Here is a 22,115-nt window from a genome sequence, read left to right as displayed (position 1 = left end):
GGCTCCATGGCAAGCGGGCGCTGCGGGCCTAGCCGCCGTGAATCGGGATGGGTTTCAGGCCAGCTGTGCTGGATGTATTCGGCATTTTCATTGGACGAACGACGTCCGAGAGAACATGTTGTTGCAGCAAATAACGTGCATAGGCAAGCGGCTTGGTGTAGGTCAGTGTCTGCATCTGTCGGTCACCTGCCTCTGCGAATGAAGAACGCCCCGGCTTCGAATTGACCTCCAGCAGCCAGAGACGACCTTTGGAATCCACTCCGAAATCCAGTCCGAGTTCAGCAAGTCTGCCGAATTGACTCTCCAGCAAGGGGGGAATCAGAGCAGCAGCCCGGCTGATCGATTCTAGAAGGATGTCGGTACGAATGTCCCCGTATCGATTCAGCAGATAAGGGCGGGCAGGATGCGCTTTTCCCCCGCCGTGCAAATTGGAAGTGAGGGAACCTTCTGCGCCCTCACGCACCATACAGCCGGTCAAGGTCCATTGCCCATGTCCGTTTTTTTGAACCAGGGCCCGAATGTCAAATGGATGACGATCATGACTCAAATCCAGATAGGGCTGCATGATCCATTGGCGATCGGCGATCTGGGATTCAAGCCAGGCCGAGAGCGTATGACGAGTGTAGAAAGTACGGTAAAAACGTTCGTTATTCTTATCTCGGCCTTCCATAGTCCATGAAGACTTAGCGTTTTCATGGGTGAGACGAAACGTTTCCTTGCCATGGGTCCCTGATACAGGCTTGAAGAAAAGCCCCTTAGGCCATCGTTCCAGCCATTTCTCCCATGGAGCACCAGGCTGAAGGAGAACGGTAGGGATAAGAAGTTTGCGCAACTGTGGTTCACGAGACAATACCCGATGGACTTTCCATTTACCAGGCAAGGAAGCAGACCAATAAGGTCTTACGTGCACACTACTGGATATAGTAAGCTTCTGAAGCTGCTGTCTCCATTTTTTTGGAAGTGGCAGCAGACACCGGTCCATCAGCATCTGCACTCCGTGAATAGGTGCTGTTTTCCATAGCCCGTTACGGTAAATGTATCCCTTTTGCGGCAGAGGATCATCTCGGTCACTGGATATGGGCAGTACGATAATATTCAGGTCAAAATGATGGCTCTCCAAACTGAGACGGCGGCAAAAGAGTTCATCCGAGAAGGGTGGTGCCCCTTCTGCTCCACGGACTAGTACCGCTAAGGTTTTTGTTTGCGGCGATGATCGCATTGGAATGCACCTCCTGTGTTGGACAACTCTTCAGAATCCCGCCAGATAGGTGGAGTATTCCAGCATGGCTTTGACTGAAGGTCTAATTTTACTCTCGCTCAGTGGCGTATTGTCATTCTTGGATGGTTTTGAATTAACCTCCAGCAGCCAGACACGTCCAGTGGTGTCCATCGCGAGATCGATACCAAGTTCACCGAAATGGGCGGGAATGGCACTTTCAATCCCTTTGGCAATATCGAGCGCCGCCGTATGGAGCCCCGCATAAGCGGAGGCTTTGGCAGATGCCGACAGCTGGGTTTTGGCCACAGCGTCCTTCACTGTACTGAGGCTTCCGCCGCGAGCCAGATTGGATACGTAGTGGCTGCCTCCGGCAATGCGGGCCACAATGGAGGTGACACTCCATTTGCCGGTACGATTTTTTTGCACCAGAGCACGGAAGTCGACAGGCCGGCCGCTGTTGTCGATGAGAGACAGCCCTTGCTGGATCTGATAACGCGTCGTTTTCATTTTTCCAGACAGACTCGCATAGAGTTTATCCAATGAAGCATACGTTTGTTTACGGGTGCCCCCGACGCTTGTAGCGAGTGTAAGGAAACTGCCGTCAATTTGACGGGAAACCCGGATGATCCCTTTGCCAAGTGAACCTCGCACAGGTTTGAGAAATACAACCGGATGCCGGGTGCACATCGTTTTGAGCGTGGCTGATGACTTCAGCAGATGGGATTCGGGCAGGACCCTTTTGAGTGTAGTAATGGACTTCAAGGCATCAAACACTTCATTTTTGTCCAGGAATTTTTCATTAAAGGTTTGTGTGCCGTAGAGAGATTTTACTTCTTTCATGAAATGCTGTACGCTAGGTTTGTTCTCAAGCTTACGGGATGTCAGCCTGTTATTGACGACGTCTGCAATGGGCAGAACCGTCTTTTTCCAGCCGTCATCATACACCCAGCCTTGAATATGACCCGTTACCGCTCCGATATCCTCCGGTGTAAAAAAGGATACATAGGCGCCTCGCTTACGGCAGGCGTTCACCAGTTCATGACAGAACATCGTGATGGAGCCAAAGGGCCGATCGGGCTGATCGGGATAGTCCTGGCTTACCAGCACACTGATAAAGGGTCCAAGGCGCAGCGTACGGCTGGCTGAACGATAGGATACACTCAGGACCGAACGGGGAACCAGGCCGGTCTTGCTGGCTACCGTCTGATTGATGCGAAGACCGTCATACCTGGGAACCGGGATAACAGTGACTTCACGACGGTAAGAGCCGAATTGTAGTTGAAGCGGCCTTCCCGAAGGGATCTTAAGTGCTTTGAGCACCCCTTCGCCCAGCATGATGACGTCGTCCTGCAGGATGCCCGAGCCGGTAACCTGAATCGTTACTTTTTTAGTGGACATCACGGATCTCCTTCCGGGCGGCAACTTGATGTCTGATCTCGAAGTTGAACGGCATCTGAACATGGCATGTGCTTCATCATATGAGGACATATACCCCTTGGTGATTGACCCATTTGGATTAAATGCAATTGATTTGGCATCGTAATCGATGACCTGTCTGGGCCAGCCATTGTTTGACGGAAGAGAAATACGTGTATTAACACGGATGAACGTTACGACGAGAATGATGAGGAACTGATGAATAGCAGCAGAACGATCCAATTTTGAGGAGGAATAATAGTGAACATTTATGACAAAGCCAATGATTTGGCCAAAGCACTGAGAGAAAGCAGCGAGGTGGAAGAAATTACTTCCGCGATGAAGCTGATTGAAGCTGATCCGGAGGCGAAGCGTATGCTGGACAGTTTCCGCGATCAACAGATGGAATTGCAACAGCGCATGATGAGTGGTGACATGCCGGCTCCGGACGAGATGGAGAAAATGGAGAAGCTGTTTGAGGTGCTGAGCCTGAATCTTAACATCCGTCGTCTGTTTGACGCCGAGCGTCGTCTGAGCGTTATCATTGAAGATGTGAACAAAATTATTGCAGACAGCCTGGGCCATCTGTATGGCGGCGCTGAAGCCTAGATCATTGTACAGGTTATTTGTCTAAACCTTTCATATTACATGGTTCCCGTTCATAGACTAGACATATAGAGTCGATCAAGAACGAAGGAGCTGTGAATGGTGAAAAGGTTAAAAAAGGCAAAACATGTGATCTATCTGCTTATCGCACTGGCCATGCTGGTGATCGCGCTGCCGCGAATTTCATTCGCTGGTGGAATGGACTGGGTTAATATCTTTGGCATCGTATGGGTGCTGTTCTCACTATTAATCGTTGGTGCACACCTTCATTTCATTCTCGGTGTAGATGAAGAGAAGAAGCGTGCACTGGAAGCTGTCCGGCGGGCCAAGCTGCGGCAGTGGGAGATGAAGCTGGTGGACAAGCAGGAGCAGAGCAAGTCTGTATAAGGTTTGATTCACTGGCCAAGTCGAGATATTTAGACCGAATATCCTTCATGTTGAAGGATATTCGGTCTTTTTTAGGTTGATAAACGAAGAGTTGGGAATGGGGTTATTTTCCTCAGGCCGTGTTATAATAGATACAGAATAGTACAGATGCAACTCCGGGGGTGGTACAGATGGACGGACAGGAAGAAAACGTGACGAAGCACGAACAGCTGCTGCAACATATAGAGCAATTAAAAGTGGGCAGTAAAATATCGGTTCGCGGCCTTGCAAAAGAACTTGGTGTAAGTGAGGGTACAGCTTATCGTGCTGTAAAAGAAGCAGAGAACTTTGGGCTGGTGGTGACCAAGGAACGGATTGGTACGGTGCGTATTGAGAAGAGGCCACGCGGCATGTCAGAACAACTGACCTTTGCCGATGTGGTTACCATCGTGGAAGGCCACGTGCTCGGGGGTAGTGATGGCCTGGCCAAACCGCTGCACAAGTATGTAATTGGCGCGATGAAAGAGCAGGCCATGGCCCGTTATATTGATGCCGGAAGTTTATTGATTGTTGGTAACCGGGACAACGCTCATTCCCTTGCCCTTGAGCAGGGAGCAGGTGTGCTTATAACTGGTGGATTCGGCACAAGCCGTGAAGTCAGATTGCTGGCTGATGAACTAGGACTTCCGATTATTTCCTCCAGACATGATACGTTTACCGTGGCTTCCATGATTAACAGGGCGATTTTCGACCGGCTGATCAAGAAAAAAATAATGCTAGTAGAGGACATCATCGGTCAGAAGCCGCGTCTTCAAGTACTTAAAGTCACCAGCTCTGCGGCTGATTTTCACAAGCTGGTAGCCGAAACGGGAGAACATCGCTTCCCGGTGGTTGACGAATGGAATCGTGTTATCGGTATTGTCAGCCTGAAAGATGTGAGTGAGCTTCAGGAAGAGCAGAGCATTGAGAAATGCGTTGTTCGCCGCCCGATCACGGCTTCGCTGCAAACTTCTCTGGCTTCCGCTGCACAAATTATGACATGGGAAGGCATTGACTTTCTGCCCATCGTGGATCGGAATCGCAAGTTGATTGCCTCGGTCACACGTAAGGAAGTGCTGCAGGCGATGCGTGACGCGCAAAAGCAGCCGCAGCTTGGAGAAACTTTTGATCATCTGATCTGGAACGGGTTTGCCGAGGAACGTGGTGAACAGAATGAGCTGATGTTCCACGGGTTCATTATTCCGCAGATGGCGACCGACCTGGGCACGATCTCGGAAGGGGTGCTTCTGAACGTCATGACACAGGCAGGTCGGCGGGCAGCCTGGGACGTCACAGGGAACGATTATGTCGTGGATAATGTGACGACGTATTTTGTCCATCCGGTGCAGATTGAAGATCAGATTCTGGTTCGTCCGGTCATTCTGGAGACCAGCCGCCGGACCTGCAAAATGGACATTGTCATTACCCGTGAAGGAAACGTGGTATGCAAAGCAGTAATGACGCTGCAGTCCATTGATCATGCCTAATTCAGATGTCGCTGCTTCAATACGCATAAAAAAAGAGGATATCCTCCTGCCAGCATTGTCGAACCGCTGTTCCACAGCCGGATTTCAGACATGCATTGATGGATGGGGATAACCTCTTTTTGCTGCAATCCATGATTAAGATGTGCATCAGACGGATTGTCTGGATGTGCTGCCTGCCTGATCTCTACTGTGTTCCTGAAGACGGACGTAGTAACTGCGGTTGCGCAAACCGGCAAACAGATTGTAGGCACCGATAATCAGAAAGAGCGCTTCCACAACAATGGAAAGACTGGAGCCGGTGAAGACAAACATGAGGATTACGGACAGAACAACCAGCATGCCCCCCATCCAGATGTTGGTCCACGAACGATAGAGACCGGCATCAGCGGTATTGGTGGCCCGATGTGAACGAATGCTGTTCAGAGCTGAGCAGACCATGGCTATGGCAAAAATGGCGATTAGGGCATACTTGAGTACATCGATCAACACGAATCAGCAGCTCCTTTTCTGGAAAGCATTTACTGCCCTTATTGTACCACGCGGACAGAGGACAAGGGCAGTTTTTTCTAGCTGCTTCCCCGGGGTTAAGCGGGGACATGCATCCGAATTTGTACCCAAACCTGCAGTACGCCTTCCATAACGAGCATCGTTTTAACCTGAACGGTGTATTCTTTTTCTCTTACTCTGTAAACTTTCTGGTTTAGCATAATGCGTGTCATTTTGCTGTACTCATCAATATTAAATACATCACGTCCCCTCAGAACCTCCAGCTCATCTCCGAGCTTCTGCAGCATGATTTTTAGAGAAGCCTCGTCCGGACCTTTGTCCGACTCTTCGGCACGGACCTTGATTTCCTTGATGACGGTTTGCCGTTTACTGTATTTTTTCAGCGTTTTGATATCCTCCTCATTCTGATGCAGCTGAAGCTGCAATTCTTGATTGTTGAGCCACAGTTCGTTATAACTCAGGTGAAATATACCGTTATATACGATGCTTCCTGCAATCATTCCCAGGACAAACACAGCGGTCATGCGCATAAGCGGGCGGTAGCGTGAAAATGGTGGGATCCTCATGGGCGCTGTCCCGGTTTCATATTAACCCCGGCCTCCACCGCATACCCATTTTACGAGTTCGGTTCCCATATGAGCTCCCATAAAGGCTGAGATCAGGTATAAAATCTGCTTGACCGCCGGAGACAGATTGCCGTCGAGGAAGTTGCTCTCAATGACACGCATGGGGTCAATGGTGCCACCCACCGCTGCTGCAAGCGCCCATATTTTTATTTTCCCGGAAATATCAAGCATCGTCTGAGTCGGAGGCTGGAGAGAGATAACGGCGCCAATCCCCCCGATCATCGCGCCGCCCAGCACGATTCCAAACGCAATAAAGAAATCAAGAATGGCTTTGGACAAAAATGTGCTCATCGGCAAACACCCCTTTCAGACCCAGCAGCACACCTCCTGTCACTGGTCCGAAACAGGGGGAGCGGCTTGTACTTCTATTGTATGGGCGTGCCCCCGGGCGTTATGATAAAATAGAATAATAAAGTCCCGTTTTACCTGATGAATTTTTATTCATTTATTGTATTCATATAGAAGAAAGATAGGCAGCAGATGGGCTCGGAAGACAGATGCTGCAGCTATCCGCGGCGAAAGGAAGAAACGAACATGAGTTCTTTTGTGCACTTGCACGTTCATAGTGAATATAGTTTGCTGGACGGCGCTGCGCGTATTCCGGATCTCGTGAACCAGGCCGCAGATCTTGGAATGACTACACTCGCATTGACCGATCACGGCGTCATGTATGGCGCTGTTCCCTTTTATAAAGCCTGTATCGAGCGGGGCATCAAGCCGATTATCGGATGTGAGGCTTACATGACCGCAGGGTCCCGGAAGGAACGGGGAAGCCGCAAGGATCAGCCGATTCATCACCTGATTTTGCTGGCCAAAAACATGACGGGTTACCGCAACCTGATGAAATTATGCTCCATTGGGCATCTGGAAGGTTTTCATTACAAGCCACGTATCGATATGGAGAGCCTGGCCGCCCATCACGAGGGCATCATCTGTCTTAGTGCTTGTCTGGGAGGAGAAGTGCCCCAGCATTTGTTGCATGGTCGAGAGGAAGAGGCACGGCGTGCAGCGCTGCGTTACAAACATATTTTTGGCCCTGATTTCTATCTGGAGCTTCAGGATCACGGTTTGGCAGAGCAAAAAAGAGTTAACCCCCAATTAATCCGTCTGGCTGAGGAACTGGATATTCCGCTTGTGGCGACAAATGATGTGCATTACCTGTCGGAAGCGGACGCCGAACTTCAGGATGTATTGATCTGCATCGGTACCGGAAAAACCGTAGATGATGAGAGTCGCCTTCGGATTGGGACCAACCAGCTATATTTGAAAAGTGAGCAGGAGATGGCCCGCTTGTTCCCTCATGTGGAAGAGGCGTTGAAGAACACCGTTCGCATTGCTGATTCCTGTGAGCTGCAGCTGGAATTCGGCAAGTCGATCTTGCCCGAGTACAGACCGCTGCCCGAGGGACAGAGTCCTTCAAACTACCTGCGACAACTCTGTGAAGAAGGCATGAAAGACCGCTATGCGGATACTGAACGTTGGACGGATTCGGAGCTCCGTGCCGAACTCGAACAGCGACTGAACTATGAGCTTCAGGTCATCGACAGTATGGGCTTCTCGGATTATTTCCTGATCGTATGGGATTTTATCGCATATGCCCACAGGCAGGGAATCGTTACCGGACCGGGCCGGGGCTCCTCGGCGGGAAGTCTCGTTGCCTACACACTGCGTATTACCGATGTCGATCCGATGAAATATAATCTGCTCTTTGAGCGGTTCCTGAATCCCGAACGTATTTCCATGCCGGATATTGATATCGACTTCAGCGATGAGCGGCGGGATGAGGTTATTGACTATGTTGCAGACAAATACGGTAAAGCACACGTGGCGCAGATTATCACCTTTGGTACGATGGCTGCGCGTGCAGCCGTGCGGGATGTTGGACGGGCACTGAATGTCCCTTATGGTGAGGTGGATAAAGCGGCGAAGCTGATTCCTGCACAGCTTGGAATCAACATACAGCGTGCCATGGAAGCAACGCCTGAACTGAAGGTTTTATATGAAACAAAGCCCAAAACCCGTGAATTGCTGGACATGGCCATGAAGGTGGAAGGCATGCCGCGTCATGCTTCCACGCATGCTGCCGGGGTCGTTATATCCCGCGATCCGCTGACCGATGCCGTTCCGCTTCAGGAAGGAAGTGAAGGAACCGCGTTAACCCAGTATTCAATGGAAAACCTGGAGTCGATCGGGCTGCTCAAAATGGACTTTCTAGGTTTGCGTACCCTCTCCATTATTGAGCGCTGCCTGCGCTGGATCGGAGATGAGGGCGAAGTTCCGGATTTCCGTGATATAGCGGATGACGATGCACTGACGTATGAGATGCTTGGCCGTGGTGACACGATGGGTGTATTTCAGCTGGAGTCCGCAGGCATGCGGCGTGTATTGAAGGATCTGAAGCCAAGTGTATTTGAAGACATCATTTCCGTTCTCGCTTTGTATCGCCCAGGACCGATGGAGTTTATATCCAAGTACATTCAGGGCAAGCATGGACAGATTGAGGTCGATTATCCCCATGCTGATCTGGAATCCATTCTCAAGGATACGTATGGCATCATTGTGTACCAGGAACAGATTATGCAGATTGCTTCTCGCATGGCGGGTTTCTCACTGGGTGAAGCGGATTTGCTGCGCCGAGCGGTCTCCAAGAAAAAACGGGAAGTGCTCGATCTGGAACGTGGACATTTTGTTCAGGGCAGTCTCAAACAAGGTTATAGTGAAGAAGAGGCGGACCTGGTCTACGACATGATTGTCAAATTCGCTAACTATGGTTTTCCGCGTGCCCATGCCGCGGCATATGGTGTATTGGCATTCCAGACGGCATACCTGAAGGCCCATTACCCGGTTCATTTTATGGCATCCATGCTGACAGCCGTTATGGGCAGTCACCGCAAAGTTGCGGAATACGTCGTGGAATGTCGGCGTATGGGGATTGAAGTATTACCGCCTGATGTGAACGAGAGTGGCATTCTGTTTACTCCGGCCTTCGCAATATCCGGCCAAGCGGAGAAGCATCAGTCTGACGAGTCCCTTGCGGATAACGAGGATGGCACTCGGAATGAGGCTTATGATCATGCCGGTCAGGCTGACTATGGCGAAGCACCACTGCCGGATGACCCGGGTCCAATGCCCGAAGAGGGTGACCCTTCTTATGGCTGGGAGGCCGCGACCGTGATGCCTGAAGGCATGCAGGATGAGGGGACTCATGGAGAAGATAATGCACTGCCAGCAGGAGAACGTTTGAACCGAAGTGATATGGGAGAGTCCGGTGCTTCTGACCAGATTCAGGCTGAGGCGTCTGCTTCCGGATCCATCCGTTTTGGACTTGCGGCTGTCAAGAACGTTGGCACGCAAGCGATGGAAAGCATTATGATGGTTCGCAAGGAACGTCCATTCGACAGTCTGCTCGATTTTTGTCGCCGTGTTGATCTGCGTGTCTGCAACAAACGTGTCATTGAATCGCTGATTCAGGCGGGGGCCTTTGACACCTTGCCTGGTCACCGTGCACAGCTGCTCGCGATGCTGGACGAAACGGTAGAGGCAGCTCTGAAGTGGCGGAAGGAGCGCGAGGATCTGCAAATTCAGCTGTTTGATTTCGTTGAGACACCGAACTGGGAGATTGAATATCCCCAGATCCCGGCTTATTCAGCCAGTCAGCAGCTGGAGCTTGAACGAGAACTGCTGGGCCTGTATCTCTCCGGGCATCCGCTGGATGATTATGAAGATGTGCTCGAATCAAGCGGAGCGGACCGGATCATGGAGCTCACGGAAGCAGCCGACGATACGATGGCCGTCGCTGCCGGGATGGTGGTGTCCGTGAAGTCGATTACGACGAAACAGGGCAAGGCCATGGCGTTCATGGAGCTGGAAGACCAGATCGAACGCTGCGAAGTGGTTCTCTTTCCCGAAGTATGGCGGCGCAGCCAGCAGCATGTCGGGAAAGGTGAACTGCTCGTCGTGCGTGCCAAGGTGCAGCAGCAGGACGAAGGGTTTAAGCTGCTGGCTGAGGAGGTGGCGCCGCTCACACAGGCGGCACTGGAACAGCAGCTGCGCAGCCGTGAACGGCGCGGCAAGCCCGGCAGCGGCAGCCCTTCCCGCCCGGCAGCTCCGGCACGGCAGCCAGCCGGTGCGGGAGCCGGAGCGCAGCACAGCAGCACAGGCGGAGGCCCCGCAGCAGCGCGCAGCGGGGAAGGGACAGGCATGGCCGAGGTGGCGATAGGATCATCGGCAGGCCGCACCGCTGCTACTGGTGGAACCGAGCAAAGCCGCCGGTCTCAGGCTGCTCAGCAGCGGGTGTTCGTGAAGATTACTCCTCAGTCCGAGAAGCCGGAGCTGCTGGCACGCCTGAAGCAGCTCCTACAGCAGCATCCCGGACCGGTTGCAACGGTGCTCTTCTATGAGCAGCAGCAGAAGCTGCTTGCATTAAGTGATGCTTACCGGATCAAACCGTCGCCAACGCTGTTCTCTGAGATGGAACGGATGCTGGGCGAAGGTACGGTCAAAATTAAGTAATGGCTTGATTGGAGCCAATAACATTTAGTGAGAACCTGTCCGTTGCATGGGGCAGGTTCTTCTGTTTGCCCACAGCGGGAAGAGCTGTTGCTGGAATAATATTTGTCCGCCTTGAAAGAAGAGACATTAGCGATTTTTATGAACGTTTTGCAAGTTTGCCGCATACACTTGAGAACACCGAAGGACCTGGCGGTCCTCGGGGGAGCGATGCGGGAGGTCGAGATATGTCATATGAAATCGTAGAAGCCATGCTGGCCCGGCGGGGTGTACAGATTGATGCAATCGCTGAAATTGTATATCGTCTGCAAAAAGGGTACCACCCGGAACTGACCATGGATGACTGTGTAACGAGTGTGAAATCAGTGCTGCAAAAAAGAGAGGTTCAGTATACCTTGTATACAGGCATTGCTCTAGACGAGCTGGCAGAGAAACGTCTCCTGCCGCAGCCTCTGCAAGCGATTATGGAAGCGGATGAATCCCTGTATGGAGTGGACGAGACTCTGGCCCTTGGCATCACCCATGTGTATGGCATGATTGGTTTAACCAGTTTTGGTTACCTCGATAAAGAAAAAATAGGCGTCATTCACGATTTGAATGAAGATGGATCAGGCATTCATGTTTTCCTGGACGACCTGGTTGCCGGTCTCGCTGCCGCGGCTTCCGCCCGAATAGCGCACAAGAATCTTAATGCCAAAAAATACCCCAAGGATATATAATTCCCTCCTAGCTGCAGGACATTTCAGGGCGGCTGTGCTGCCCTGAAGAACCTGAAAGCCTGAATCTATTTGCCAGAATACAGGAACAAAGTGTTAACCATATCGGTTATCCTAGTGGGACAAATGTCCCTCAAGTTCCCGTTTTCTCCCGTTAGGTCCCGAACCCTTCCTTGCAGAAAAAAAGTGAGGTATGGTATCATTAGTCCAATATACGGGCTCTGAACATTAGCTTAGGGGGCGGACATGGCATGTGGACGGTGATTTACATTGCACCGACAGCAAAGGTTGCGGACAAGATTAAGACCAAGCTTTCGGAAGAAGGTTTTCTGGTACAGACCCGTCCCATCAGTTTATCCAAGCAGCAATTTGAGATTCGCGTCCCTTCTGGGGAATTGGAAGAAGTCCAGGAAGTGCTGAATTCGATTCTGCATTCCTGATTTGTTTCGACATCAGAGGTGCCTTGGCGAATGAGTAAGTACCATCGGTACATAAGGGGCTGACCGCGCAAGCGGAGAGAGGAATCGACTTGCATGTATTGTATGCTGCTGTCCTTCCTTCTTTTTTTGTTAGGCTATGGACTGACCAGGCTGCTCCCGGAGACCCTACCGAGACAAGTTCAAGCATTTCCGCGCAACAATCTTTCGGTTATTGCAGGTAACATCAATTGTGCTGACAGAAGCCGCTGATTCTTGCCTTATACCGGCGGATTTTTTTGTTGTGAATGCCTGGACAAGGCCCATTATAGCGTGTGGGTCGTAAGCGGTTTACCGCAGTACCTGTGTAGAAGTGGCTTTTAAGCGACGTACTGCAGGGTGCGGCTATCAAATCAACGGCTGGAGAGGTGTAGTTGTGTTCAAAGATATATTCCAAAAAAAACGGAAGTACGCTACCATACCTTCCGAGCGTGCGGTTCGTGGCGAAGGCCAGGAAGCCGGAGAACGTCCAAAGCGTGAAATCCCTGAAGGGCTTATGAACAAGTGCAGCAAATGCGGCACGATTCAATATAGCAAGGAATTGGAGAAAAATCTGAAAGTATGTCCTGCTTGCGGCTACCACATGCGCTTGAATGCCATGGAGCGTATTGCCATGGTTTTGGACGAGCAAGGCTTTGTTGAACTGGATGCCGACATGGTATCGGTGGATCCGCTTGGTTTTCCAGGATACAGCAGCAAGCTGGAGCAGCAGCGCCTGAAATCGGGCCTGAAGGAAGCAGTCATCACGGGTGAAGGAACGATTGAAGGTTTACCTGTGGTTGTTGCTGTCATGAGTTTTGACTTCTTCACAGGCAGCATGGGTTCTGTTGTTGGTGAGAAAATTACCCGTGCTGTAGAGCACGCGACCGAAAAGCATCTTCCCCTGATTATATTCTCCACTTCAGGTGGAGCCCGGATGCAGGAGAGCATCCTCAGTTTGATGCAGATGGCCAAAACAAGTGCGGCCCTGTCTCGTTTGGATGAACAGGGAGGGCTTTATATTTCGGTCATCACGGATCCGACAACAGGCGGGGTATCGGCGAGTTTTGCCAGTCTGGGCGATATCAATATTGCTGAGCCAGGCGCCGTATTTGGCTTTGCCGGCCGAATTGTCATCGAACAAACCATCCGTCAGAAGCTGCCTGATGATTTCCAGACGGCAGAATTTAATATGCAGCATGGTCAGTTGGACTTGGTGATTCACCGGAAGGAACTTCGTACGACCCTTGCCAAGCTTCTGGATATGCACAGCGAAAAAGGAGGGGTCTAAATGGCGGGTGAGTTGCCATATGAAGCGCCTCTGGTTGAGATGCGCAAAAAGATTGAGGAGCTTGTACAGTTCGGACAGGAAAAGGGCATTGATTTCACGGATGAGATTGCCCGCCTGGAGGAACGTTATCATAGACTTGAAGAAGAGATCTATTCCGGCATAACAGCGGCTCAGAAAATGCATCTGGCGCGTCATCAACAGCGTCCGACTGCACTGGACCTGATCCAGCTGATTTTCACCGATTTTATCGAACTCCACGGTGATCGGATGTTTGGTGACGATCTGGCTGTCGTTGGCGGCCTTGCGAAGCTGAATGGAAAAACGGTAACCGTCATCGGACAACAGCGGGGGAAAGATACGAAAGATAATATCGCCCGCTTTTTCGGGAGCGCGCATCCGGAAGGTTTCCGCAAAGGACTGCGGCTGATGAAGCAGGCCAATAAATTTGGTCGTCCAATTATTACATTTGTTGATACTAAAGGAGCCTATCCGGGTAATACTGCAGAAGAGAGAGGTCAATCGGAAGCAATCGCCCGTAACCTGATTGAAATGGCGAAGCTCACGGTGCCTGTTATTGTTGTGGTCATTGGCGAAGGTGGAAGCGGCGGCGCACTCGCCCTGGCTGTAGGCAATCGTGTACTCATGCTGGAGCATGCCATTTATTCAGCGATCTCTCCTAATGGTGCTGCATCTATTCTGTGGAAGGATGCGTCCAAGGCAGATCAGGCAGCTGAAGCGATGAAAATTACAGCCAAGGATCTGCTTGAAATGGAAGTGATTGAGGAAATTGTTCCTGAACCACGTGGTGGTGCACACCGGGATTACGAAGGTACTGCATCAGCGATCAGCGAAGCTCTCGTTCGTCATCTGGAAGAGATGAAAGACTGGAGTGGGGATCAGCTGAAGCAGGATCGTTACGAAAAATTCCGCAAAATCGGATCCGTTACGTTCGAATCGTCAACGCCACCGGCCCCAGTTGAAGCCCCTGAGGAACCCGTTCGAACCGATGCAGTGAATAATTTGTCGGTAAATGCAGAATGATGTGACGAATTTCCTATACAAATGAACGAAAGTATAGTAAATTTAATAGTTGGAAAAAGAAAAAAGACATATACAGAGAGACCTTTTAAAATCGGAGGAAACCCAAAATGCGCAAAACGAAAATTGTATGTACAATCGGTCCATCCAGTGAATCACTGGAGAATACCAAAAAATTGATTATGGCCGGTATGAACGTGGCCCGTCTGAACTTCTCCCACGGTGATTTCGATGAGCACGGCGGACGGATCAAAGCGATTCGCCAAGCATGCGAAGAGTTGAACAAAACCGTAGCAATCCTTTTGGACACCAAAGGACCGGAAATTCGGACAGGTAAACTTGAAGTTGAACCGATTGAATTGGTTCAGGACGAGTACATCACTTTGACAACAGAAGAAATTCTGGGCACCAAAGAACGTCTTTCCATTACGTATGCAGATCTGCCGAATGATGTTGAGCCGGGATCTACAATTCTGATCGACGACGGTCTGATCGGACTGACTGTGGTGGAAGTGCAAGGCACCGAGATCAAATGCCGTATCGTTAACGGTGGTACGATCAAAAGCAAAAAAGGTGTTAACGTTCCGGGCGTTGCCATTTCTCTGCCGGGTATCACTGAAAAAGATGCGAACGATATCGTATTTGGTATTGAGCAAGGTATCGATTTCATCGCGGCTTCTTTTGTTCGTAAAGCAAGTGACGTGCTTGAAATTCGTGAACTGCTTGAAAAACACAATGCCGGACATATCCAAATCATCTCCAAAATTGAGAACCAACAAGGTGTAGACAACCTGGATGAGATCCTTGAAGTGTCTGATGGCCTGATGGTAGCTCGTGGAGACCTGGGCGTAGAAATTCCTGCTGAAGAAGTACCATTGGTACAAAAACGCATGATTGAAAAATGTAATGTTGCAGGCAAACCGGTTATCACAGCAACACAAATGCTGGATTCCATGCAACGCAACCCGCGTCCAACACGTGCGGAAGCAAGTGACGTAGCGAATGCGATCTTCGACGGAACAGATGCAATCATGTTGTCCGGTGAGACAGCTGCGGGTAAATATCCTGTGGAATCCGTTCTGACGATGTCCCGTATTGCGGAAAAAGCAGAGTCTGCTCTGCCTTACCAAGAGCTGTATCTGAAACAACGTGTTGCACAACAAACAACCGTTACAGAAGCAATCAGCCAATCCGTTGCCCTGTCCGCTCAGGATTTGAACGCAAAAGCGATTATTACTTCGACTGAATCTGGCCATACGGCTCGTATGGTTTCCAAATATCGTCCGGAAGCTCCAATCATTGCCGTGACAACGGAAGATAGAACTTCCCGTCGTCTTGCACTAGCTTGGGGTGTTACACCGGTCAAAGGCAGACGTTGCGATTCAACGGATTCCTTGTTTGAGAATGCTATCGAAGGCGGAGTGAAATCCGGAATCGTCAAAGAAGGAGATCTGGTTGTCATTACTGCGGGTGTACCTCTTGGACGCTCCGGTTCCACTAACCTGATCAAAGTTAGCCAAATTCCAAACAACGCTTAATTGCATTAAGCTTTAGCTGGAAAATGAACAGGAATGAAGCAATGGGGCATTTGTCCCGTTGCTTTTTTCCATCTTTATGACACTTTTTACCTGACGAGTACGTATGAATGGTAGACCAAGGAGGCCGATAACATGCAAGAACAGAGCCAAGGAAACTGGTACGCGGCACGTCTGCGTGTGCGCTATCAGGAGAGCGATCAGATGGGTGTGGTTTATCACGCCAATTATTTGAATTGGTTTGAAATCGGTCGAACCGAGATGATTCGCCAAATGGGGTATACATATCGTAAAATGGAGGAACAGGGGTTATTGCTTCCCGTAACCGGACTGGATGTGAAATATCATAAGCCTGCAAGGTATGATGATGAGATTATGATATTCACCCGAATTGTTGCATTTAGTGGTCTGCGATTGAATTATGAGTACGACGTAAGACGCACGACCGAAGACCTTGCTAAACAGATCGGCATTGGAGAACAGGTATGGACTTCTGATGAACCACTTCCGGGAGAACGACTGGTTACAGGCTCTACCCAACATGTGTGGGTGAATGGGAACTGGAAACCCGTTAGGCTGGATAAGGCCGCCCCTGAGCTCTACAGCGCACTTGAGAACGTGTGGCTCTCAGGAAAGGAGTAATTGGTAATGCGAAAATGGATGTGGGCTATACTATTATTCGTTCCGGTTATTGAGTTGTTTGGATTTATTTTGATGAGTGACTGGATCGGAGCCGGGAAGACATTGCTTCTCATGATTCTCACGTCCTTGATTGGTATAGCGATGCTGCAGTTTGAAGGGCGAAAAGTACTCGTCGATGCCAGAACCGAGATGGAGCGCGGTAAAGTGCCTGGACGGAAAATGGTAGACGGACTTTTTATTTTTGTGGGTGGTTTCCTGCTACTGATTCCAGGGTTTGTGACGGATATCATTGGATTTACCCTGGTGTTTCCGTTAACACGTGCAGTGTACCGTTTATTTTTCCTGGGTTGGCTTGAGAAAAAAATGAAAAACGGCAGCATCACCTTCTACCGCCGTCCGTAATCTTATGGTTGGCTCATTATAAAGGCTCCACCTGGCAGATCATTTCCTGCGGGGCGGAGCCTTTTGTCATATGAACTTGTACTAAAGCTATCGGACACGACCATTGATGATATAAGTCCTAAGATCACGCAGCACATTCGCCCGGTTGAATGCATCGAGGATGACTAGGCTGACAGGACCGATGATTAGTCCAAGTACACCAAAGAGCTTCAATCCGACAAACATGCCCACAAGTGTCGCAAGCGGATCCAAACCAACACTGCTTGCCAGCACCTTCGGTTCAATGATCTGCCGGGCAATTAGTACGATGAGATAGACAACTGAAATACCAATCCCCAGATAGAGGTCACCGTTCATGAACAGGTACGCCGCCCAGGGAACCATGACCAATCCAACGCCAAGATAAGGCAGAAGATCAACCAGACCGATCAGCAAAGCGATGGTAAAAGCGGACTTTACTTGCAAAATCAGCAACCCGATCATGACAAACACTGCGGTAATGGAAATCATGATCAACTGAGCTCTGGCGTAACCGAACAAGGCCTTTTTCAGATCGTTCCATATGTCCGCGATCGGTTTGCGAATCGAAGAAGGCACCCATCCCGACACCGTGATACCATGCCGTGTCCAGCTTTTGCTAATAAAAAAGGTGGAGAGCAGGACGACAATTAATACAGCGCCCATATTAGGCAGTGAAGACAGTAAGCCAAGGATCATGTTGAAAAATCCAGTAACCAGATCGCTAACTGCCGTACCTACCGACTCGGTAGTTTTACTGATATTGCTGTTAATCGTTTCTTGATAATTGGGATTTTCCTTATAAAATTCGTTAATCTCGCTGATCAGATTCTGAATCGAATCATTTTGAGTCCAGCGGACAAATGTTTCCTTGATCTCATCCACATGCAGGTCAAAACTTGTGGTGAGTGAAATCACTTCTTTTACCATACGGGTCACTGCGGCGGATAGCACCACTACAATAGCCCCGAAATAAACAATCAATGAGAGAGTTACGGCTAACCAGCGTGGAAAGCGGGCTTTGTCCTGAAGCAGCTTCACCAGCGGATTCATGGCATAGGCGATAATCCATGCAATCACAAAAGGATACAGAAGCGGGAACAGCAAGTATATGGCAAAGGCAATCAGAACGGTTGCAATAATGACCCATAAGCCGCGCAGCAGGCGTTTCATAATAATTCTGTCCAAACGTCACGTCTCCTTCTAACAATTTCGAACAGCATGGAAGCTATCTAGTTAATATAGAGCAATTGCAGCGTTTTGAAACGTTGGATTGGCCTGCTGGGAATCATTTATTTTCTTTTGCCTAGAGTATGCCAGATCGGTGTGATTTATAGCAATAATCATGGAGTCAGCGCACAGAATTATATAAATAGGATAAAATGTCAACCTTGTTTTTGTAAAGGCTTTCAAAAATGATTTATAGGTGTGATAAAGAAGTTTGATGTGCGAATGAGCTTTCGTGATGTTCACATAACCGACAAAATCCAGTATGATGATATAAGGAAATACCGATTGACAGATAAGAAACCCGAAATTTGACGGTTTTACTATTTAATGAATTGTAAATGTTTTCAACACCAATTTTGCGTTTCTGAGAGAGCTTCATCATGCTTTGTGGTTTCTTGATTTCGTTTATTAAAGGAGAGATGTAATATGACAGCTACCAAAGGTCTGGAAGGCATCGTTGCAACAACCTCTTCGATCAGTTCCATTGTAGACGGTGTGCTTACATACCGTGGCTACAATATTGACGATTTGGCTGAACATGCAAGCTTTGAAGAAGTTGCTTATTTGCTGTGGTTTGGCAAATTGCCCAATACGGATGAATTGAAATCCCTTCGTAAAAGCCTGAGCGATTACGCGCCGATTCCGAGCGAGTTGATTGCACAAATCCAATTGTATCCGAAAAACATGAGTACCATGGCAGCACTGCGTTCTGCAGTTTCCGCTCTGGGACTGTACGATGAGCAGGCTGACGAGATGACAGCTGAAGCCAATGAAAATAAAGCGGTCAAATTGCAAGCTCAATTGCCAACCATTGTGGCAGCCATCGCCCGTATTCGTCAGGGTAAGGAACCTGTGGCTCCTAAAGAAGGCGCTTCCATTGCAGAGAACTTCCTGTATATGATGACAGGTGAGGAACCTTCCGAAACGGCAGTTAAAGCGCTGGATCAGGCTCTGGTTCTGCACGCCGATCACGAGCTGAATGCGTCCACGTTTGCAGCACGTGTAACCGTAGCAACGCTCTCCGACATTTATTCAGGTGTAACTTCCGCTATTGGCGCGCTGAAGGGACCGTTGCATGGCGGTGCGAATGAAGCCGTAATGAAAATGCTGAATGAAATTGGTACACCGGATCGTCTGGAAGCAGCAATTCAGGAGAAACTGAACAACCGTGAGAAAATCATGGGCTTCGGACATCGTGTATACAAAAATGGAGATCCGCGTGCCAAACACCTGCAGAAGATGTCCAAGGAACTGGGCAGCATGAACAATGATACCCGTCTCTATGAGATGTCTGTGAAGATCGAAGAGCTGGTTACCGGGCAAAAAGGGTTGAAACCGAACGTGGATTTCTATTCCGCTTCCGTGTATACCCAACTGGGGATTGAACAGGAACTGTTTACACCGATCTTTGCCATCAGCCGGGTGTCCGGATGGACAGCTCATATTCTGGAACAACTCTCCGATAACCGTATTATTCGTCCGCGTGCTGAATATACAGGTCCAACGGATCAGCGTTACATTTCAGTTGAACTTCGCTAATGACCTCAAAACCAGTATAATAAACAGGGATGGGGTGAAGGGTCCCGAGATCTGGCAGCAATACGGTCAGAGGATCAAGACCCTTCCTTCAATAAGACAAGCGGTATCATGATACCGGATACTACCAACACTCAAGGAGGAATTATGACTATGAAATTAGAAAAATTCGCTCATCCAACTGAAGGGGAAAAAATTCAGATTGATAACGGTACACTGCAAGTACCCAATAACCCAATCATTCCATTCATCGAAGGTGACGGTACAGGCCGTGATATCTGGAAAGCTTCCAAACGTGTATTGGATGCAGCTGTAGAAAAAGCATATGATGGCAGCAAAAAAATTGCATGGTATGAAGTGTTTGCTGGTGAGAAAGCATTCAATACATACGGTGAATGGTTGCCAAACGATACGCTTGAAGCGATTCGTGAGTATATTGTAGCCATCAAAGGACCTCTGACGACGCCTATCGGTGGCGGAATTCGTTCCCTGAACGTAGCATTGCGTCAAGAGCTTGACCTGTACACTTGCTTGCGTCCTGTACGTTACTTCGACGGTGTACCTTCCCCGGTGAAACGTCCTGAGCTGGTAGACATGGTCATTTTCCGTGAAAATACGGAAGATATCTATGCAGGTATCGAGTATGCTGAAGGCTCGGATGAAGTGAAAAAAGTGATCCAGTTCCTGCAACAGGAAATGGGCGTTAACAAAATCCGTTTCCCTGAAACATCAGGTATCGGTATCAAGCCAGTATCTTCCGAAGGTTCCAAACGTTTGGTACGTGCAGCCGTTCAGTATGCCATCGATCACAACCGTAAGAGCGTGACATTGGTACACAAAGGCAACATCATGAAGTTCACTGAAGGTGCCTTCAAAAACTGGGGTTATGAAGTAGCTGAGGATGAATTCGGCGATAAAGTGTTCACTTGGGCACAATACGATATCATCAAGGAAAAAGATGGTACGGATGCAGCGAATGCAGCACAAAAAGCAGCTGAAGATGCGGGTAAAATCATCGTTAAAGATGCAATTGCCGACATTGCTCTGCAACAAGTATTGACTCGTCCAGGCGAGTTCGATGTCATTGCTACATTGAACCTGAACGGTGACTACCTGTCCGATGCACTCGCAGCACAAGTTGGTGGTATTGGTATTGCACCAGGAGCTAACATCAACTATGTAACAGGCCATGCCATTTTCGAAGCTACTCACGGTACTGCACCTAAATATGCGGACAAAGATGTCGTGAACCCTGGTTCCGTTATTCTGTCCGGCGTTATGTTGCTTGAGCACCTGGGATGGCAAGAAGCTGCAAACCTGATCTACAAAGGGATGGAAACTTCCATCAACAACAAAACGGTAACATATGACTTTGCACGTCTGATGGATGGCGCTACTGAAGTGAAATGCTCTGAATTCGCTGATCAAATCATTAAAAACCTGTAAAGGGAGTTGAGAAGCATGACTATTCAGCGCAAAAAAATCACAGTAGTCGGCGCCGGGTTTACCGGAGCGACAACAGCTCTGATGCTCGCCCAAAAGGAACTCGGAGATGTTGTACTGGTTGATATTCCTCAATTGGAGAACCCGACTAAAGGTAAAGCACTCGATATGCTGGAGGCCAGCCCGGTACAAGGCTTTGACAGCAATATCATCGGAACTTCCAATTACGAAGACGCTGCAGGTTCGGACATTGTGATTATCACTGCTGGGATTGCCCGCAAACCGGGAATGAGCCGTGATGATCTGGTGAACACCAACGCAGGAATCGTGAAGTCCGTGTGTGAAAATGTGAAAAAATATTGCCCTGATTCCATCGTCATTATTCTGAGCAACCCGGTAGATGCGATGACTTATGCAGCATATAAGACACTAGGATTCCCTAAAAACCGAGTGATCGGTCAATCCGGTGTCCTGGATACAGCTCGTTATTGCACGTTCATCGCGCAAGAGCTGAATGTATCGGTTGAGGATGTCCGTGGTTTCGTTCTTGGTGGCCACGGAGACGATATGGTACCTCTTGTTCGTTATTCGAGCGTGGGTGGTATTCCAATTGATACACTAATTCCGGCAGATCGCATCGAATCCATCGTACAGCGCACTCGTGTTGGTGGTGGCGAGATTGTCAATCTGCTTGGTAACGGAAGCGCGTATTATGCGCCAGCAGCTTCACTGGTTCAGATGACCGAAGCAATTCTGAAAGACAAAAAACGGATCATTCCAGTGATTGCTTACCTTGAGGGTGAATACGGTTATAATGATTTGTTCCTGGGAGTACCAACCATTCTGGGCGGAAACGGAATTGAAAAAGTGTTCGAACTCGAACTAACGCCTGAGGAAAAGGCGGGACTCGATAAATCCGCTGACTCAGTTCGAAACGTCATTTCTGTCGTAACCATCTAAGTTTGAAAACTTCTTGAACATAAACAGTGAGAAAACCTCCGGAAAACCCGGAGGTTTTCTTTTCTTTGGATAAG

Annotated in this window: 20 protein-coding genes; 14 read left to right on the top strand and 6 right to left on the bottom strand. The window is 49.3% G+C overall.

Annotated features, from left to right (window positions below):
• Window positions 1–28: 28 nt before the first annotated feature.
• Entirely contained in the window at window positions 29–1,219 is a 1,191-nt protein-coding gene (locus AB3N00_RS08950; RefSeq protein ID WP_413034219.1) for a YheC/YheD family protein, read from the bottom strand.
• A 30-nt stretch (window positions 1,220–1,249) separates the two neighbouring features.
• Complete coding sequence (locus AB3N00_RS08945; protein WP_413034218.1) at window positions 1,250–2,617, bottom strand: YheC/YheD family protein; 1,368 nt, start codon at window positions 2,615–2,617, stop codon at window positions 1,250–1,252.
• A gap of 279 nt (window positions 2,618–2,896) precedes the next feature.
• Here AB3N00_RS08945 and AB3N00_RS08940 point away from each other — a divergent pair, with 279 nt between their 5' ends.
• The 3 genes from AB3N00_RS08940 (at window position 2,897) to AB3N00_RS08930 (ending at window position 5,133) form a co-directional block, all read left to right on the top strand.
• On the top strand, window positions 2,897–3,244 hold the full coding sequence (locus tag AB3N00_RS08940; protein ID WP_095288137.1) for a YlbF family regulator: 348 nt from the start codon (window positions 2,897–2,899) through the stop codon (window positions 3,242–3,244).
• Between the two features lie 96 nt (window positions 3,245–3,340).
• On the top strand, window positions 3,341–3,628 hold the full coding sequence (locus tag AB3N00_RS08935) for a hypothetical protein (RefSeq protein ID WP_413034217.1): 288 nt from the start codon (window positions 3,341–3,343) through the stop codon (window positions 3,626–3,628).
• 170 nt (window positions 3,629–3,798) lie between these two features.
• A complete protein-coding gene (locus AB3N00_RS08930) occupies window positions 3,799–5,133 on the top strand; it encodes a DRTGG domain-containing protein (RefSeq protein WP_413034216.1) in 1,335 nt (444 codons plus the stop codon).
• A gap of 147 nt (window positions 5,134–5,280) precedes the next feature.
• On the opposite strand, the gene AB3N00_RS08925 is transcribed toward AB3N00_RS08930, so the two are convergent.
• The 3 genes from AB3N00_RS08925 to AB3N00_RS08915 all read right to left on the bottom strand — a co-directional run bounded on the left by AB3N00_RS08925 (window position 5,281) and on the right by AB3N00_RS08915 (window position 6,557).
• Entirely contained in the window at window positions 5,281–5,622 is a 342-nt protein-coding gene (locus AB3N00_RS08925; protein ID WP_413034215.1) for a YtpI family protein, read from the bottom strand.
• 95 nt (window positions 5,623–5,717) lie between these two features.
• Complete coding sequence (locus AB3N00_RS08920) at window positions 5,718–6,206, bottom strand: hypothetical protein (RefSeq protein ID WP_413034214.1); 489 nt, start codon at window positions 6,204–6,206, stop codon at window positions 5,718–5,720.
• 21 nt (window positions 6,207–6,227) lie between these two features.
• Window positions 6,228–6,557, bottom strand: coding sequence for a YtrH family sporulation protein (locus AB3N00_RS08915; RefSeq protein ID WP_090920214.1), 330 nt, complete (start codon window positions 6,555–6,557; stop codon window positions 6,228–6,230).
• A gap of 243 nt (window positions 6,558–6,800) precedes the next feature.
• Here AB3N00_RS08915 and AB3N00_RS08910 point away from each other — a divergent pair, with 243 nt between their 5' ends.
• From AB3N00_RS08910 to AB3N00_RS08875, 8 genes are all read left to right on the top strand, one after another.
• Window positions 6,801–10,778: a DNA polymerase III subunit alpha gene (locus tag AB3N00_RS08910; RefSeq protein ID WP_413034213.1), complete on the top strand. Its 3,978-nt coding sequence runs from the start codon at window positions 6,801–6,803 to the stop codon at window positions 10,776–10,778.
• A gap of 224 nt (window positions 10,779–11,002) precedes the next feature.
• Complete coding sequence (locus AB3N00_RS08905; protein ID WP_413034212.1) at window positions 11,003–11,494, top strand: phosphatidylglycerophosphatase A; 492 nt, start codon at window positions 11,003–11,005, stop codon at window positions 11,492–11,494.
• A 248-nt stretch (window positions 11,495–11,742) separates the two neighbouring features.
• Window positions 11,743–11,931, top strand: a complete 189-nt coding sequence (locus tag AB3N00_RS08900; protein ID WP_017689496.1) for a hypothetical protein — start codon at window positions 11,743–11,745, stop codon at window positions 11,929–11,931.
• A 412-nt stretch (window positions 11,932–12,343) separates the two neighbouring features.
• Window positions 12,344–13,237 (top strand): acetyl-CoA carboxylase, carboxyltransferase subunit beta, encoded by an 894-nt coding sequence (gene accD / locus AB3N00_RS08895; RefSeq protein ID WP_413035231.1) that lies wholly within the window; start codon window positions 12,344–12,346, stop codon window positions 13,235–13,237.
• Window positions 13,238–14,278 (top strand): acetyl-CoA carboxylase carboxyltransferase subunit alpha, encoded by a 1,041-nt coding sequence (locus AB3N00_RS08890; protein ID WP_413034211.1) that lies wholly within the window; start codon window positions 13,238–13,240, stop codon window positions 14,276–14,278. It abuts the gene before it with no gap.
• Window positions 14,279–14,385: 107 nt separating this feature from the next.
• Entirely contained in the window at window positions 14,386–15,813 is a 1,428-nt protein-coding gene (pyk, locus tag AB3N00_RS08885; RefSeq protein ID WP_175399641.1) for a pyruvate kinase, read from the top strand.
• Between the two features lie 132 nt (window positions 15,814–15,945).
• Window positions 15,946–16,452: an acyl-CoA thioesterase gene (locus AB3N00_RS08880; protein ID WP_413034210.1), complete on the top strand. Its 507-nt coding sequence runs from the start codon at window positions 15,946–15,948 to the stop codon at window positions 16,450–16,452.
• A gap of 6 nt (window positions 16,453–16,458) precedes the next feature.
• Window positions 16,459–16,854 (top strand): FxsA family protein, encoded by a 396-nt coding sequence (locus tag AB3N00_RS08875; protein ID WP_413034209.1) that lies wholly within the window; start codon window positions 16,459–16,461, stop codon window positions 16,852–16,854.
• 87 nt (window positions 16,855–16,941) lie between these two features.
• On the opposite strand, the gene ytvI is transcribed toward AB3N00_RS08875, so the two are convergent.
• Window positions 16,942–18,060, bottom strand: a complete 1,119-nt coding sequence (gene ytvI, locus AB3N00_RS08870; protein WP_413034208.1) for a sporulation integral membrane protein YtvI — start codon at window positions 18,058–18,060, stop codon at window positions 16,942–16,944.
• 468 nt (window positions 18,061–18,528) lie between these two features.
• Here ytvI and citZ point away from each other — a divergent pair, with 468 nt between their 5' ends.
• The 3 genes from citZ to mdh all read left to right on the top strand — a co-directional run bounded on the left by citZ (window position 18,529) and on the right by mdh (window position 22,041).
• Window positions 18,529–19,641 carry a citrate synthase gene (gene citZ / locus AB3N00_RS08865; RefSeq protein WP_413034207.1) on the top strand — a complete coding sequence of 371 codons (1,113 nt, stop codon included), beginning with the start codon at window positions 18,529–18,531 and terminating at the stop codon, window positions 19,639–19,641.
• A gap of 150 nt (window positions 19,642–19,791) precedes the next feature.
• Entirely contained in the window at window positions 19,792–21,084 is a 1,293-nt protein-coding gene (icd, locus tag AB3N00_RS08860) for an NADP-dependent isocitrate dehydrogenase (protein WP_175399645.1), read from the top strand.
• Between the two features lie 15 nt (window positions 21,085–21,099).
• Window positions 21,100–22,041 carry a malate dehydrogenase gene (gene mdh, locus AB3N00_RS08855; RefSeq protein WP_175399646.1) on the top strand — a complete coding sequence of 314 codons (942 nt, stop codon included), beginning with the start codon at window positions 21,100–21,102 and terminating at the stop codon, window positions 22,039–22,041.
• Window positions 22,042–22,115 lie beyond the last annotated feature (74 nt).

This window comes from Paenibacillus xylanilyticus (assembly GCF_047246825.1).
Lineage (GTDB): Bacteria > Bacillota > Bacilli > Paenibacillales > Paenibacillaceae > Paenibacillus > Paenibacillus xylanilyticus_B.
The sequence above is the reverse complement of the archived record's forward strand: the minus strand, read 5'-3'. Positions and strand labels throughout refer to the sequence as shown.